Annotated in this window: 12 protein-coding genes and 3 tRNA genes; 9 read left to right on the top strand and 6 right to left on the bottom strand. The window is 54.5% G+C overall.

Annotation, left to right across the window (positions count from 1 at the left end):
• The 3 genes from AXE65_RS09480 to AXE65_RS09470 are packed head-to-tail and all read left to right on the top strand — an operon-like array spanning position 1 to position 1,468.
• Positions 1–390 (top strand): DUF4810 domain-containing protein, encoded by a 390-nt coding sequence (locus tag AXE65_RS09480; RefSeq protein WP_068391369.1) that lies wholly within the window; start codon positions 1–3, stop codon positions 388–390.
• Entirely contained in the window at positions 390–1,049 is a 660-nt protein-coding gene (locus tag AXE65_RS09475) for a DUF799 domain-containing protein (RefSeq protein ID WP_068391366.1), read from the top strand. The genes AXE65_RS09480 and AXE65_RS09475 overlap by 1 nt, the downstream gene beginning before the upstream one ends.
• A 59-nt stretch (positions 1,050–1,108) precedes the next feature.
• Positions 1,109–1,468: a DUF1161 domain-containing protein gene (locus tag AXE65_RS09470; RefSeq protein ID WP_068391364.1), complete on the top strand. Its 360-nt coding sequence runs from the start codon at positions 1,109–1,111 to the stop codon at positions 1,466–1,468.
• Positions 1,469–1,705: 237 nt separating this feature from the next.
• On the opposite strand, the gene AXE65_RS09465 is transcribed toward AXE65_RS09470, so the two are convergent.
• From AXE65_RS09465 to AXE65_RS09440, 6 genes are all read right to left on the bottom strand, one after another.
• Positions 1,706–1,780: transfer RNA gene (locus AXE65_RS09465), tRNA-Lys, on the bottom strand.
• Positions 1,781–1,799: 19 nt separating this feature from the next.
• A tRNA-Pro gene (locus AXE65_RS09460) sits at positions 1,800–1,876 on the bottom strand.
• A 17-nt stretch (positions 1,877–1,893) separates the two neighbouring features.
• A tRNA-Asn gene (locus AXE65_RS09455) sits at positions 1,894–1,969 on the bottom strand.
• Positions 1,970–2,080: 111 nt separating this feature from the next.
• Positions 2,081–3,661, bottom strand: a complete 1,581-nt coding sequence (gene guaA / locus AXE65_RS09450; protein ID WP_068391362.1) for a glutamine-hydrolyzing GMP synthase — start codon at positions 3,659–3,661, stop codon at positions 2,081–2,083.
• A gap of 141 nt (positions 3,662–3,802) precedes the next feature.
• Positions 3,803–5,272 carry an IMP dehydrogenase gene (gene guaB / locus AXE65_RS09445; protein WP_068391409.1) on the bottom strand — a complete coding sequence of 490 codons (1,470 nt, stop codon included), beginning with the start codon at positions 5,270–5,272 and terminating at the stop codon, positions 3,803–3,805.
• A gap of 89 nt (positions 5,273–5,361) precedes the next feature.
• Positions 5,362–6,840 carry a flavin-containing monooxygenase gene (locus tag AXE65_RS09440; protein WP_153015443.1) on the bottom strand — a complete coding sequence of 493 codons (1,479 nt, stop codon included), beginning with the start codon at positions 6,838–6,840 and terminating at the stop codon, positions 5,362–5,364.
• Positions 6,841–7,097: 257 nt separating this feature from the next.
• Here AXE65_RS09440 and AXE65_RS09435 point away from each other — a divergent pair, with 257 nt between their 5' ends.
• The 6 genes from AXE65_RS09435 to AXE65_RS09410 form a co-directional block, all read left to right on the top strand.
• Entirely contained in the window at positions 7,098–8,240 is a 1,143-nt protein-coding gene (locus AXE65_RS09435) for an efflux RND transporter periplasmic adaptor subunit (RefSeq protein ID WP_439144683.1), read from the top strand.
• 18 nt (positions 8,241–8,258) lie between these two features.
• Entirely contained in the window at positions 8,259–11,390 is a 3,132-nt protein-coding gene (locus AXE65_RS09430) for an efflux RND transporter permease subunit (RefSeq protein WP_068391358.1), read from the top strand.
• The gene (locus tag AXE65_RS09425; protein WP_068391356.1) at positions 11,387–12,763 is read left to right on the top strand and encodes an efflux transporter outer membrane subunit; all 1,377 of its coding nucleotides are present in this window, start codon (positions 11,387–11,389) and stop codon (positions 12,761–12,763) included. The genes AXE65_RS09430 and AXE65_RS09425 overlap by 4 nt, the downstream gene beginning before the upstream one ends.
• Before the next feature lie 135 nt (positions 12,764–12,898).
• Positions 12,899–13,384 (top strand): CvpA family protein, encoded by a 486-nt coding sequence (locus tag AXE65_RS09420; RefSeq protein ID WP_068391403.1) that lies wholly within the window; start codon positions 12,899–12,901, stop codon positions 13,382–13,384.
• Between the two features lie 123 nt (positions 13,385–13,507).
• Positions 13,508–14,989 carry a hypothetical protein gene (locus AXE65_RS09415; RefSeq protein ID WP_153015442.1) on the top strand — a complete coding sequence of 494 codons (1,482 nt, stop codon included), beginning with the start codon at positions 13,508–13,510 and terminating at the stop codon, positions 14,987–14,989.
• 259 nt (positions 14,990–15,248) lie between these two features.
• Positions 15,249–16,277: RNA-guided endonuclease InsQ/TnpB family protein (locus tag AXE65_RS09410; RefSeq protein WP_068391400.1), on the top strand; the 1,029-nt coding region annotated here is incomplete at its 3' end.

The raw sequence follows: 16,277 nt of genomic DNA, 5'->3' as shown, positions 1-16,277 counted from the left end.
ATGTTCGATGGCTTTACTGGACGTTTATTATTAATGCTATTGGCTGCCTTGTTATTAACCGGCTGTGCTGGCAATGGCAAACGCAGCCTGTATGCTTGGGGGGATTATCCTGACCATACTTACCGTTATTTAAAAGGCGAAGAACAAGGCTGGCACGAGGATATTAGCGCATTGGAAGAGCACGCCAGAAAAGCCGAAGCGGGTCGCAGGGACTTGCCACCGGGTTTTCGTGCCCACTTGGCTTTGCTCTATTTAAAAGCCGGACAGCCGGACTTAGCGATAGGTTATCTTCAAGCTGAGAAAAAGGCTTTTCCCGAATCCTCGGTTTTTATCGACTTTCAGCTTAAAGGGCTTAAAAATATCAATCCTGCACAGCAGGAGACAGAATAATGAAAGGCTTGCTGTCTTGCGCTAAAACAACCTTGCTGCTGTGCTTCATTGCATTACTTAGCGCATGTGCCAATGCGCCAATACCGCCCGACCATAGCGCGCTAATCAATCATCGCCCCGATTCACTATTAGTGCTGCCGCCATTAAACAGTACGGTCGAAGAAAATGCCGTGCCCGCCATTTTAGCCTCATCCACCGCGCCGCTTTCGGAAATGGGTTATTACGTGATACCCGTCACTAATATGATGGAAACCTTCGCGCAAAATGGGCTATTGACTGCTGCCGATATTCATGCGGTACCGCCTGCCAAGTTGCGGGAAATTTTTGGCGCCGATGCCGCACTTTATATGGAAGTCGATAAATACGGAACACGCTATATTGTCATCGATAGCGTAACCGAGATCAGCGTAGCAGCCAAACTGGTCGATTTGCGCAGCGGTGCGGGTACGCTGTGGAAAAACCGTGTTGACCTTGCAGTGAGTACAGGAGGTAGTAATCAGGGGCTATTGGGCGCGTTAGTCAGCGCCGTTGTTAATCAAATTGCCAATACGGTGCGTGATAATGGCTATCCGCTTTCAAAGCAGGCAATGAGTGTATTGTTTCAAACCAGTCGTAACGCTTTAATACCCGGGCAGAAATTGGAAGACCGTCGCGAATAGTAAGGTGATGGGCAAGCAGTATCCAATCATCAAGATTGAACTGTAAATGGAGATTGACCATGTGTAATATTGTTAAAACAGGATTAATTTTAATATCCTTGCTTATCAGTAGTACGGTTTGGGCGGGCGCATCCTGTGAGGAGCTTAAAGAACAAATAGATGCCAATATCTACGGCAATGGCGTGCGCGGATATTTATTGGAAATACTGTCCAGCCAAGAGGCTGAGTTGGAACTTAATAAGGACAGTGGTGCAAAAATAGTCGGCAGTTGCGGCGCTGGAAAGCAAAAGATTGTTTATTGGCGCGATAACAAGCCTGCCGCCGAGTTTAATGAACAGGCACAAGCAATACCAGCGCCAAAATATCAACCAGTAGAGCCGTCGCAACCTACGTCGCTTGGCGTATTACTGGCGAAATAACTTAAGCCGGCAATTGCTTTAATAAATCTTAAAAGCCAGCCTTGGGTAAACCTGCAAATTTATCCATGCTGGCTTTCACAGTTTATATGGCTGATTAACGATAACGTTTTTATCAAGTCCGTTGAAGGGGGCTGATTACTGAGAACGCTATTTTACGGATTGAGGCGAGGAAGCCTTGGAGCGTAATAATGACTGCTAATCAGCAGTCACTTTACTTAAGCAAGACTAGGTTGGAAGTGGTGGGTCGTGTAGGGGTCGAACCTACGACCAATTGGTTAAAAGCCAACTGCTCTACCACTGAGCTAACGACCCAAATGCAGCTTATTTCAGATGGTCGGGGTAGAGAGATTCGAACTCCCGACATCCTGCTCCCAAAGCAGGCGCGCTACCGGACTGCGCTATACCCCGTATGTCCTGCTTTAAGCTGGCTCCGCGACCTGGACTCGAACCAGGGACCCAGTGATTAACAGTCACTTGCTCTACCGACTGAGCTATCGCGGAACATTCCGTTCGCATATGCTGCGTATGGAACGCGCAAAATTATACAAGACAATTTGCTGTTGTCAAGTTGTTGTGTTGCCGCCGGGTACAAATAAATCTCGTCGATCGATTTCACTCCCACTCAATAGTCGCCGGCGGTTTGCTGCTCACATCGTAGGTGACGCGGGAGATGTCTTCGATTTCGTTGATGATGCGGCTGCTGACGGTTTCCAGCAGTTCATAGGGCAGGTGCGCCCAGCGTGCGGTCATAAAGTCGATGGTTTCGACCGCGCGTAGGCTAACCACCCAAGCGTAGCGGCGGCCGTCGCCGACGACACCGACGGATTTGACCGGTTGGAAGACGACAAAGGCTTGGCTGACTTTGTGATACCAACCGGCGCGGTGCAGTTCTTCGATAAAGATGGCATCGGCGCGGCGCAGCAGGTTGGCATGGGCTTTAGTGACTTCGCCCAAGATGCGCACGCCAAGGCCGGGGCCGGGGAACGGGTGGCGGTAGACCATGTCGTAGGGTAGACCCAGTTCGAGGCCGATTTTGCGCACTTCATCCTTAAACAGTTCGCGCAGCGGTTCGAGCAGTTTCAGGTTCATTTCTTCCGGCAGGCCGCCGACATTGTGATGGCTTTTGATGACTTCGGCCTTGCCGCTTTTGGCGGCGGCAGATTCGATAACGTCCGGGTAGATGGTGCCTTGCGCCAGATATTCGATGCCTTGCAGCCTGCCCGCCTGCTCATCGAAGACGTCAATAAAGGTGCGGCCAATGATTTTGCGTTTTTTCTCGGGGTCGGCCTCACCTTGCAGATTGCGCAAAAATTCGCCTTCGGCATCGACACGGATGACTTTGATCTTTAAGTTTTCGGCGAACAGCGCCATAACCTGGTCGCCTTCATTCAGGCGCAGCAGGCCGTTATCGACAAATACACAGGTGAGCTGGTCGCCAATGGCGCGGTGCAGTAGCGCGGCGACCACTGAGGAATCCACCCCACCGGAAAGCCCCAGCAGTACTTGGCTTGTGCCGACTTCGGCGCGGATCCGTTCGATAGCATCGGCCACGATATTGCCCGCCGTCCACAACGGCTCGCAGCCGCAAATCTCCAGCACAAAACGGGATAGGATGCGCTGCCCCTGCTGGGTGTGGGTGACTTCGGGGTGAAATTGCACGCCGTACCAGCGCCGCGCATCGTCGGCTATGGCGGCGATTTCACAGCTTGGCGTGCTGGCGAGCAGGGTAAAACCTGCGGGCAGGCGGCTGACTTTGTCGCCGTGGCTCATCCATACGTTAAGCCCCGGCACTCTGTCGCCATCGAGAGAGTCTTCAATGCCATCGAGCAGACGGCTTTTGCTGACCAGATCAACGCGGGCATGGCCAAATTCGCGTAACTCAGAACGCTCTACCGCGCCACCAAGCTGCACGGCAAGCGCTTGCATGCCGTAGCAGATGCCTAAAATCGGCACGTTTAGGCTAAGTACCGCGTCACTAATCCGTGCGCTGTCTGCTTCATGTACCGACTGCGGCCCACCGGCGAGGATAACGCCGGACGGGGCGAAGTCCTTAATCGATGGTTCGCTTAAATCAAACGGGTGCAGTTCGCAGTAAACGCCGATTTCGCGCACGCGGCGGGCAATCAGTTGGCTGTATTGCGAGCCAAAATCCAAAATCAAAATACGTTTTTGGTGGATATTGGGGGAAGTCATGGAAAGGCCTTGGTAGCGGTAAGTCGATCAGTGGTGTGTTTTCTATTCCCTTATCCTGGCTCCTCTCCGATAAATGGGCGAGGGGCGCAGGTTAGGGAGGCTTGTTGTTATTGCTGTTTTAGCCGAAATCCATTGCGGGCATCAGCCCACCCGGTAGTTGGGTGATTCCTTGGTGATTTGTACGTCGTGTACGTGCGACTCGGCCATGCCGGCACCGGTAATACGGACAAACTGTGGCTTGCTGCGCATCTCATCGAGATTGGCACAGCCGGTGTAGCCCATTGCCGCACGCAGTCCTCCCATCAGTTGGTGGATGATGGCGGTAATTGAGCCTTTGTAGGGTACGCGACCCTCGATGCCTTCCGGCACCAGTTTTTCCGTGCCGCTCGATACGTCCTGAAAATAACGGTCAGACGAGCCTTGCGCCTGTGACATCGCGCCGAGCGACCCCATGCCGCGATAGGCTTTGTAGGAGCGACCCTGGAACAGTTCCACCTCGCCTGGCGCTTCTTCGGTACCGGCCAACATCGAGCCGATCATTACCGCGTGGGCACCGGCGGCAATGGCTTTGGCAAGGTCGCCGGAAAAGCGAATGCCGCCATCGGCAATCATCGGCACACCGCTACCGGCGAGCGCGGCGGCGACATTGGCGACGGCGGAAATCTGCGGCACGCCAACACCTGCAACAATGCGCGTGGTGCAAATCGATCCCGGTCCAATGCCGACTTTGACTCCATCCGCGCCGGCTTCAACCAACGCCAGCGCCGCCTCGCCGGTGGCGATATTGCCGGCAATGACCTGAAGGTCGGGGTAGTCTTTTTTCACTTGGCGCACGCGGTCTAAAACGCCTTGCGAGTGGCCGTGCGCGGTATCGACAATCACCAGATCCACTCCGGCAGCGACCAGTGCCTTGACGCGCAGCGTGCTGTCCACCCCGGTGCCGACGGCAGCGCCGACACGCAGACGGCCTTGTTCGTCCTTACTGGCGAGCGGGTAGGCCTTGGATTTTTCCAGGTCGTTGACCGTGATCATGCCTTTTAGGCCAAAAGCCTCATCAACAATCAATACCCGTTCGATCCGGTGTTTGTGCAGCAAGGCGCGAACGGCTTCGACCGGCTCGCCCTCTTTAACTGTGACCAGCCGTTCTTTCGGCGTCATCAGTTCGCTTACCTTCGCGGTCAGGCGCGTTTCAAAACGCACATCGCGCGAAGTGACGATACCGACCAAATCGCCGTTTTGCAGCACCGGCACGCCGGAAATATGGTTTTGTCTGGTCAGTTCCTGCAACTCCAACAGGCTGGCGCTCGCCTCGATGGTAATCGGGTCGCGCACTACACCGGCTTCAAAACGCTTGACCTTGCGTACTTCAGCGGCCTGTTCATCGATGGAAAGGTTCTTGTGGATAATGCCAATGCCGCCTTCTTGCGCCATGGCAATGGCAAGCCGTGCTTCGGTGACGGTATCCATTGCCGCCGAAACCAGTGGCAAGCTCAGGCTGATGCGGCGCGAAAGCTGGGTTTTTAGGCAGACATCCTTGGGCAGGACAACCGAATGGGCGGGGACGAGCAGCACGTCGTCAAAGGTCAAAGCATCCTGGCTGATACGCAGCATGGCAAAAGCTCCCTTAAGCGGGGCGGAAAAACGCGCCATTTTACTTAAGTTTGCGGCAAGGCTCAATTTTGCTGCCTAATCCCTCCCCGCTAGTGGGAGAGGGTAGTAAACACGCAGTCGTTTGGGTTAAAGCGGCGGGTCAGCCAGCGGTAGCTGAAGGTAAACCCGGGCCAAATAGTCGGATTAGTGCCGTCTTCGGTTTTATACCAACTGTGGCAGCCTTGTCCCCAAACCGTACCGCGCAATCGTTGCGCCAGTTTTTGACTGAATACCTGCATGGGCTGTGCTTTGACTTCCAGTGTTTGCAGTCCTTGCTGCTGCATGTGTTTTAGCGCGCCCAGCAGGTAGTTGTACTGGCTTTCCATCATATACAGCATGGAGCTGTGCCCGAGCGCAGTGTTGGGGCCAAGCAGGGTAAACAGATTGGGAAAACCGTGGACTGTAAGCCCAAGATAAGCCTGTGCGCTGTCTTTCCAACGCTCGCTTAACAGCGCACCGGCCCGCCCGACAATGCGCATGGGGGCGAGGAAATCGGTCGCGGCAAAGCCGGTGGCGAAAATCAACGCATCGGCGGCAAACAATTGCCCCTCTTGCGTTTGGATGCCCTCGCGGCAGACCTGCTTTATCGGCGTATCGATAACCTCGACGTTATCGCGTTGCAACGCCGGGTAATAGTCGTTCGCCAGCAGAATACGCTTGCAACCCATCGGATAATTCGGCGTGAGTTTTTGCCGCAGTTCGGTACTTTGGACTTGTCGCGCGAGATAACGGCGAAACTGCCACTGCGGCACTTTCATCAGCGCCGGAAGATGGGAAAAAGCCGGTACGCGGGCTTCATGTTCCACATATTGCAGCCAGCGCGCCAAGGTTTGGCTAAACGGGACATGCCGCCACAAGGCTTGTTCCCAAGGTCGGTAGCGGCGATCGGGTTTGGGCAGTACATAGGGCGCACTGCGTTGGAACAGGGCAAGTTTTGCCACTTGCGGCGCAATTTGCGGCACTAACTGCACTGCGCTGGCACCGCTGCCGATAACCGCCACGCGCTTTCCCTTAAGCGTTACATCGCGCCGCCAGCAAGCGGTATGAAAAGCCGCGCCGGCAAAGTCTTCAAGCCCTTCCAGGTCAGGCAGTTTAGGCAGGCTTAATTGGCCGCTGGCGGTGACTAAAACTTTCGCAAAAAAGAGTTCGCCCTCGCTGTTGCGAACTCGCCACAGGCCGTTTTCTTCATCAAACTCAGCGCTTTCAACGGCGCAGTTAAAGCGGATGTGCGGGCGCAGGCTGTATTGCTGTACCAGATGTTGTTGATAGGCAAAAATTTCTTCTTGGCGGGCAAATTTATACGACCAGTCGGGATTGGGCGCAAAAGAGAACGAATACAGATGCGAGGGTACGTCACAGGCCGCGCCCGGGTAGTGGTTGACGCGCCAAGTGCCGCCGATGTCCTCGCCCTGTTCCAATATCAGCCAGTCGCGCTGGCCGCTTTGCAAAAGGCGCACAGCAAGCCCCAATCCAGCAAAACCAGCACCGATAATCAGTATTTTTAAAACCTTGGAATGCGTGACGTTCATGATGAATATCCTTATTTTGACGACTATTGACTTCAGTTAAAAATAAAATACAGACGGTAGCAGATGGCTGATTTTTCAGTCGGTGCATAACAAGAAAAATTTACAAACAGTCTTATCTATAAAATCCCTGCCGTTCTGCTAATCTGCTGCGAATTTCGCGCCTGTTGGCGCATGCCAGCCTCTTAAGTTTTCCTGCTGCCTTGCGGGTTATTGTTTTTCATGATTTTTCTGTCAACGAGAATCTTGCCATGCCCTCCCTGTTTGTCAGACCAGCGTCCCCCTTGCTGAGCGCTTTTGTGCTTACGGCCTTGTTGCTTGGCGGCTGCGAGCAAAAGCCGGGCAATGCCGCGCCAGGCGGTGAAGCGCCGCCGCCCAAAGTCGGCGTGGTGACGTTAAAAGCGCAGCCTTTTGCACAAACGACCGAATTGCCCGGGCGTACCAGCGCTTATCGGATTGCCGAAGTGCGCCCGCAAGTCGATGGTATTTTGCTGAAAAGGCTGTTTGATGAAGGCAGCGAGGTCAAAGCCGGACAGCAGCTTTATCAGATTGACCCAGCGCTTTACGAAACCGCGTTGAAAAGCGCTGAAGCGGCGCTCAAATCCAGCGAAGCGCTGGCTAAACGCTATGCCGGTTTGGTCAAGGAACGCGCCGTTAGCCCGCAAGATTACGACCAGGCACAGGCCAATTTTCTGCGCGACCAAGCGGCGCTGGAAAGTGCACAAATCAATCTGCGTTATACCCGCGTACTCGCACCGATTTCCGGCCGCATTGGCCGTTCGGTCGCCAGTGAAGGGGCGCTGGTCAATAACAGCCAACCAGCGCCGCTCGCGGTTATCCAGCAGCTTGACCCGATTTATGTGGATTTAACCCAATCCAGCAAGGATATTTTGCGTTTGCGCAAAGAGTTGGCCGCAGGGCATTTGCAGCAGGCGGGCGAGAATGCGGCCAAAGTTAAACTTAAACTGGAAGACGGCAGCCTCTATGCGCATGAAGGGCGTTTGGAGTTTTCCGAAGTGTCGGTCGATACCGGCACCGGCTCGGTAACGCTGCGCGCGGTGTTTGCCAACCCCGACCATCTTTTGCTGCCGGGCATGTTTGTGCATGCGCAGTTGGTTGAAGGCTTGCAGCAGCAGGCGATTTTGGTGCCGCAACAGGGCGTGACCCGTGATGCCAGCGGTACGCCGACTGCGCTGGTGGTAGGTGAGGGCGATAAGGTCGAACTGCGCAAGCTCGAAGCGGCGCGCACGGTGGGCAATCGCTGGCTGATTAACAGTGGGCTGAATGAAGGTGACCGGTTGATTACTGAGGGCTTGCAGTTTGTCCGCCCGGGAATGCAGGTGACGCCCGCAGAAGCCACTAATGTAGCGCAGCAAAACAGCCAAAACCCCAGCGCCAACTAAGCCAGGAACGCCTTCACTATGTCGAATTTCTTTATCGACCGCCCGATTTTTGCCTGGGTTATTGCCTTGGTGATTATGCTGGCCGGTACCCTGTCCATCCTGAATTTGCCGATTAACCAGTACCCCAGTATTGCCGCTCCGGCGGTCGCCATTTCCGTGGTTTATCCCGGCGCATCCGCGCAGACGGTGCAAGATACCGTGGTGCAGGTGATTGAGCAGCAGCTCAATGGTCTGGATGGACTGCGTTATATCTCTTCATCGTCCAACTCCGACGGCAGCATGGAAATTGTCGTCACCTTCGACCAGGGCACCAACCCCGATATTGCCCAGGTGCAGGTGCAAAACAAGCTACAACTGGCTACGCCCTTATTGCCGCAAGAAGTGCAGCAACAGGGCATTCGCGTGGCTAAATCGGCGCGTAACTTCTTGATGGTGCTGGGGGTTATTTCCACCGACGGCAGCATGAGCCGTGATGATCTGTCCGATTATATTGTCTCCAACCTGCAAGACCCGATTGCGCGTACCAAGGGCGTGGGCGACTTTCAGGTATTCGGTGCGCAGTACGCCATGCGCATCTGGCTGGATCCGGCCAAGCTCAACAATTTTCAGCTAACGCCGACCGATGTGCGCAGCGCCATTCAGTCGCAAAACGTACAAGTCTCCTCCGGCCAGTTCGGTGGCCTGCCCGCCGCCGACGGGCAGCAGCTTAACGCGACCATTATCGGCAAGACCCGTCTGCAAACGCCGGAACAGTTCAGCGAGATACTGCTTAAGGTGAATGCCGATGGCTCGCAAGTGCGCCTTGCCGATGTCGCCAAGGTCGAACTGGGCGGCGAGAACTACAGCATCAATGCGCAGTACAACGGCATGCCCGCCTCCGGTTTGGGATTGCGTTTGGCAACCGGTGCCAACGCGCTGGATACCGCCAAGGCGGTGCGCGAAACCGTCGATGCGCTAAAACCCTTCTTCCCTGCGGGGATGGAAGTGGTCTACCCCTACGACACCACGCCGGTGATTTCGGCCTCCATTAGCGGCGTGGTGGAAACGCTGCTGGAAGCCATCGCACTGGTCTTTGTGGTGATGTTTTTGTTTTTGCAGAACTTTCGCATCACCATTATCCCCACGCTAGCGGTACCGGTGGTGTTGCTTGGCACCTTTGCCGTGCTGTTTGCCTTTGGCTACTCCATCAACACGCTGACCATGTTTGCCATGGTGCTGGCGATTGGCCTGTTGGTGGACGATGCCATTGTGGTGGTGGAAAACGTCGAGCGGGTGATGCGTGAAGACAAGTTAGACCCGCGCGAAGCCACGCGAAAATCCATGAGACAGGTGCAAGGTGCGCTGGTTGGTATTGCGCTGGTGCTGTCGGCGGTATTTTTGCCAATGGCGTTTTTTGGCGGCTCGACCGGTGTGATTTATCGCCAGTTCTCTATCACCATCGTCACCGCGATGACGCTTTCCGTGTTTGTTGCGCTGGTATTTACCCCGGCGCTCTGCGTGACCATCTTAAAAGCGCATAAAGACGGCGAGCATCACGAAAAACGCGGCTTTTTCGGCTGGTTTAACCGCCGCTTTGAACGCACCACGCATGCCTACCAATCCGGCGTTGCCAGCATGCTGCGGGTGAAATCGCCTTATCTGCTGATGTGGGTTTTGATTGTCGGTGGCGTGGGCTTTTTGTTTACGCGCATTCCGTCGGATTTTCTACCGCAGGAAGACCAGGGCGTACTGTTTGCCCAGGTCAGCACACCATCGGGTTCCAGTGCGCAGCGCACGCAGCAAGTGGTCGACCAAATGCGCGAATATCTGCTGGGGCAAGAAAAAGACGCGGTGCGTTCGGTCTTTACCATCACCGGCTTTAACTTTGCCGGTCGTGCGCAGAGCACCGGCATGGCTTTTATCATGCTTAAACCTTGGGGCGAGCGTAAAAGCCCCGAGCTTAGCGCCTCGGCCGTGGCTGGACGTGCACAGGGCTATTTCTTTACCCTGCGTGACGCCATGGCCTTTGTCTTCGCGCCACCTGCGGTCATGGAAATGGGCAACGCCACCGGCTTTGACCTCTATCTGCAAGACCAGGCCAGCGTCGGCCATGAGGTGCTCAGCCAAGCGCGTGATATTTTCCTGAATAAATCGCGCGAACGCGCTGACATGCTGATGCAAGTCCGTCTGAACGGCCTGTACGACGAGCCGCAGTACCGGCTGTTGATTGACGATGAACGCGCACGCGCCTTGGGGCTTTCGCTCGCTGACATCAACAGCACCCTCTCGATTGGCTGGGGCGCGAGCTATGTCAACGACTTTATCGACCGCGGGCGGGTGAAAAAAGTCTATCTGCAAGGGCAGGTCGATTCGCGCATGAGTCCTGAGGATTTGGATAAATGGTACGTGCGCAACAATCAGGGGCAGATGGTGCCATTCTCGGCCTTTGCCAGCGGGCAGTGGACTTACGGCGCACCGAAACTCGCCCGCTATAACGGCGTATCGGCCATGCAAATCAACGGCGCTCCCGCGCCCGGGCGCAGTTCAGGCGAGGCCATGGCGGCAGTGGAAGAGATCGCCAGCGAACTGCCGCAAGGCGTGGGGCTTTCCTGGACCGGGCTTTCCTATGAGGAACGGCTGGCAGGCTCGCAGGCCATGGCGCTGTATCTGTTGTCACTTTTGGTGGTCTTTCTCTGTCTGGCGGCGCTTTATGAAAGCTGGTCAATACCCTTTGCCGTGATACTGGTGGTGCCGATTGGCATTTTGGGCGCATTGCTCGCCACTTATGGACGTGGGCTGTCCAATGACGTGTTCTTCCGCGTCGGGCTTTTGACCACTATCGGACTATCGGCGCGTAATGCGATTTTGATTGTCGAGTTCGCCCGTGCGCAGTACGCGCAAGGCATGAGTTTCGCCGAAGCGGCGATTGAAGCCTGCCGCATGCGTCTTCGCCCGATTGTGATGACTTCGCTGGCCTTTATCTTCGGCGTGCTGCCACTTGCCATCAGCAGCGGCGCTGGCGCTGCGAGCAAGCACGCGATCGGCACCGGTGTCATCGGCGGCATGCTGTCGGCGCTGCTGCTCGGTATTTTCTGGATACCCTTGTTTTACGTTGCCATCAGTTCGTTATTCGCCCGCAAACCCGTGCCCGCACAAAAGGTCAGCCCATGAAAAAGTCATTACTGTCACTTGCTATCGCTTTGGCTGTCAGCGGTTGCAGCCTGATACCCGAATACATCCGTCCGAATGCGCCGCAAGAAACCGAAAGCCACGCCATAGAGGGCTGGCAAGCGTCCAACTGGCAAAGCTTTTTTGTTGACCCGACGCTGCGTCGCCTAATCAGTCAGGCACTTGCCAACAACCGGGATTTACGCGCCGCCAGCTTGAATGTGGAGGCCTACCAAGCGCTTTACCGCATTCAACGGGCTGACCGCTTCCCCGGCGTCAACGGCAGCGGTAGTGGCATTCGCCAGCGCATCCCCGAACGCGCCTCGCCGACAGGGCAGCGGCAAATCAACAGTCAATACAGCGCGACCATCGCGGCGAGTTGGGAGCTTGATTTGTTTGGCCGGGTGAAAAGCCTGCAAGGCGCGGCGCTGGAGCAATATTTAGCCAGTGAAGCCACGCGGCAAAGCCTGCGCATCAGCCTGATCGTCAGTGTGGCCGAGGCCTGGTTTGCTTGGCAGGCCGACCAGGCGCTGCTTGATCTTGCCAGAGAAACCCTGCAAGCTTGGCAAGACAGTTATGCGCTCACCGAACGTAGCGTCAACGCAGGGGTCGCTTCCAGCCTGACCTTGGCACAGGCGAAAAGCCAAGTGGAAAGCGCCCGTGTGCGCCGCGCCCAATATCAACGCCAAGTCCAGCAGGATTTAAACGCGCTGACCCTGCTGCTGGGCAGCCAGCTGCCTGCCGATTTGGATAAACCTTTGGATTTGAACGGCACGCTGCTGGGCGAATTACCCGCCGCACTGCCCTCGAATGTGCTGCAAAACCGACCGGATATTTTGGCCGCCGAACATCAGCTTAAAGCCGCCAACGCCAATATCGGTGCGGCGCGAGCGGCGTTTTTCCCCAATATCAGCTTGACTGCGGCCGCCGGAACCTTAAGTCCGGATTTATCCGGCCTGTTTCGCGGCAATTCAGGCACTTGGCTGTTCCAGCCGCAAATCAGCGTGCCGATTTTTAATGCCGGCAGCCTCAAAGCCAGTTTGGACTACGCCAAACTGCAAAAAGACATGCAGATTGCGCAATATGAAAAAGCCATCCAAAGCGCCTTTAGAGAAGTGGCCGACGGTTTGATTGCGCGCACCAGCTACCGTGACCAACTGGCGGCACAGCGCGACCTGGTCGCGGCGAATCAGGACTACTACCAGCTTGCCGAGAGGCGTTACCAAACCGGTATCGACAGCAACTTGACCTTCCTCGACGCGCAGCGCCAACTCTTTAGTGCGCAGCAAACCTTAATTGCCGACCGCCTCGCCCAGCTTTCCGCCGAAGTACAGTTGTACAAAGCCTTGGGAGGAGGCTTTGGCGACAGCGAGTAGTGGTTTCCCTCCACAAAAATAGGTAAGAGGAGTGCGCGCTGTATCGTTTGACGCTGGTTTACGCCCCTCGCCCGCTTGCGGGAGAGGGTCTTTCTCACCTAATTGCGCCTTTTTATTCCTTCGGTGAAACAAACCATGATATTGACTTGGGTCGATTGGCTGATTGTCTTCATTATTGTGACTTCCAGCCTGATTAGCTTAATGCGCGGCTTTCTTAAGGAAGCCTTATCGTTGCTGATGTGGCTGGTTGCACTGCTGGTTGCCTGGATGTTTGGCGGGGCGCTGGCACAAAAGTTTGTCGGTTTTCTGGATGTTCCCTCGCTGCGGCTGATTTTGGCTTGTGTGATTTTATTTGTTACCACTTTGCTGGTCGGCTCTTTATTGACCACCTTGCTCGACAAGCTGCTTAACGCCAGTGGGCCAGACAGCATCGGCAGGCTCTTAGGTATGGTGTTTGGCGCAGTACGCGGGGTATTGCTGGTGGTGCTGATTATCGGTCTGCTTAGCCTGCTGCCGGTGCAGCAGGATGATTGGTGGAAGCAATCAAAACTGCTGCCGACCTTCCTGCTGCTCGCCGACTGGTCAAAAGCCTTTATCTTGGACTTTATTACACGGCGTTAACTGGCTTTGAGTATTAGCCCAATTAAATTTTCTGCGCAGGCATAGTGATTAAATCATAGTGATTAAATAACCACTTGGGCGATAATGCCTAGCCTTGCTATTAAACACCTTAGGGAAATACTCATGAACAAGGCGGTCAAAGTAGCGATTTGGGTAGCAGTTGGCGTATTGGCAAGCATTGTACTAATGCGAGTAGTGGGATCGATCAGATCAGCGCAAGTAATGGATCCAAAGGAAGACGAACACGCCCAAAACGCCTTGGTACTGATGCAAAAGCCGTTTGTAGAACAGCAAGGCCGCAATATGTGGGCCGCTTTAATCACCTTGACTCAGCCGAATTTAACCCCAGAGCAGCGGCAAACCGTGGCCGATGATTACACGGAGCAGTTTAACCACTGGTATGAACATACTTATGTGGATTTTTATCTGAAAAGTGGTGGCGGATTGCGCCTGGTGCCATCGGAAGAAGAGCCGGAAGCACCTAAGCCGCCGCTGCCGTATGTATCTGATGAATACAGATTGCCTGCAAGCGCTAATAACAAAGCCTTATGTACTAACGCAGATATTGCTAATTGCCTGAACATCGTGCGTGAGCAGCCACAGGCCACCGAGCAAGCACTGGCCCCTTATGCCGATGTGCTAGAACAAATCGCAGCGCTTGCCCAATATGATTACTATCACGTGCCTTTGCTGAATACTGTTGCTACGCCGATACCGTCTTTTCAGAGTCTCTTCGTATCACGTAGCGCTCACGCACTCACCCATATCAACGGCCACAGTGATCAAGCGTTAACGGGTTTGTGTCGTGATGCCCATACAGCGCGGGTGTTAATTGCAAATAGCAACCACTTGGTAGCCATGATGGTAGGTGTGAGGTTGCTGAGTAGTAGCTTAGATGTGGCCGCACAAATCATTGCCGAATTGCCCTTGGATGCCGCCTTGCCGCCAAGTTGCGCCAAGGCCTTTGCGCCATTAACCGCCGAAACGATTAACCTGAGCCTATGTTCGGCTATGCGCGGGGAATTTACCGCTCTGCACAGTATTATCGAGCTGGAAAAAAAGAGCCTAATCTATAATCAACAGGTGCAGCCGGAAAACGTATCGGATTTAGATAATGTGCTGTTGGTGGTTGCGGCGGAAAAAGCCGCCGTATGTTGGCCGCAAATACAGCCAACTTTACTTAAGGATGAGAAATTTGTAACACCTGCCATAGCGGTATCCACTTGGCGGCAACAGTGCCGTAACCGCATGCGCATGCTAAAAAGCGAAAATAAGATAGCATACGGAATAGCCTGCGGCTTGGCACAAGCAGGCACTGGATTCGACCATGCTGATTACGTGCATCGGATGCAAGATACCAATGCTCAGTTACAGATGATGCAGGTGCTGTTATGGCTACGCCAACAACCCAATCTACCGCAACGACTCACCAGCCATTATTTGCAGTCTAGCGTTCCAAAAGACCTCTACAGCAGCACCCAACGCCCTCTCACCTTGTCTGAAGATGGCAGCGAATTGAATATACCCGCTTATAAGAAAGACTCGCGTGAGCGTGGCCTACGCTTACCCTTGCCCCAGGCGCTGCGTTATGGCGAAATTGAATAATTTATCAGGTTTGCGCGCAAGACCTCGTCCTTCAGAGGCTGTCGCAAAAGGCTCTGTTACCTGATTTCTGCTACCGATTGGTTTAATTTATATCAATAAAATCATATGGTTAAAAATTTAAACTCAGAATGAAATAAGTTCTCTGTCCCTTTTGCGACAGGCTCTTCAGGGCGATGATGGATAGCTCGGACGGCGCGGCCGTCCTTGCTGCGTAGCGCATCGGTGTTGTTTTTCATAGATCGACCTATACATGCCAAGCATGCAACGTCTGCAAGCCTACAAATACGAACTGATACCGGGTGGGCAGCAAAAGCGCGATATGAGCCGCTTTGCCGGTTCGTGCCGGTTTGTCTATAACAAGGCGCTGGCGTTGCAAAAGGAGCGCTACGAGGCCGATAAGCAAACGCGGTTCAGCTATACGATGCTGGCAAATCTGCTACCTGCGTGGAAGCGCGAGCTTGCTTGGTTGAAGTTCTCGCCTGCGCAGACTTTGCAGCAATCGCTCAAAGACCTTGAGCGGGCGTATGCCAATTTCTTTGCCAAGCGTGCGGAATTTCCCCGTTTCAAAAGGAAAGGCGTGCGCGACAGCTTCCGTTATCCGCAGCCGCAACAAATTAAATTGGACGAAGGGAACGGGCGGATATTTTTGCCCAAGCTGGGTTGGCTGCGCTATCGCAACAGCAGAAATATTCAGGGCCAAGTGCGCAATGCTACGGTATCGCTGCGGGCGGGACGGTGGTTTGTCTCTATACAGACCGAGCGGGAAGTCGATCAGCCCTTGCCCGAAGCCACAAGGGCTATCGGCATCGACATGGGCATTGCCCGTTTTGCCACGCTCTCGGACGGTAGTTACCTTGCACCGCTCAACAGTTTCAAGCGTCATGAAACGGCGCTTCGGCGCGCGCAGCAGTCATTGAGCCGAAAGGAGAAATTTAGCAGCAATTGGAGGAAAGCCAAGCGCAAAGTTCAGCGCCTGCATGCCCGCATCGGTAATGCCCGCCACGACTACCTGCATAAAGCCACAACCGCCATCAGCCAAAACCACGCGATGGTGTGTATTGAGGATTTGCAGGTCAGGAATATGTCGAAATCAGCGGCAGGAACAAGCGAAGAACCGGGGCGTAATGTCCGTGCCAAGTCTGGCCTGAACAAAGCCATACTCGACCAAGGCTGGTTTGAGTTCAGACGGCAGTTGCAATACAAGCTGGACTGGAACGGTGGCATACTGATAGCCGTGCCACCGCAAAATACCAGCCGAACCTGTCCCGTATGCGGGCATATCTCAAAA

The organism is Ventosimonas gracilis (assembly GCF_001580025.1).
GTDB lineage: Bacteria > Pseudomonadota > Gammaproteobacteria > Pseudomonadales > Pseudomonadaceae > Ventosimonas > Ventosimonas gracilis.
The sequence above is the reverse complement of the archived record's forward strand: the minus strand, read 5'-3'. Positions and strand labels throughout refer to the sequence as shown.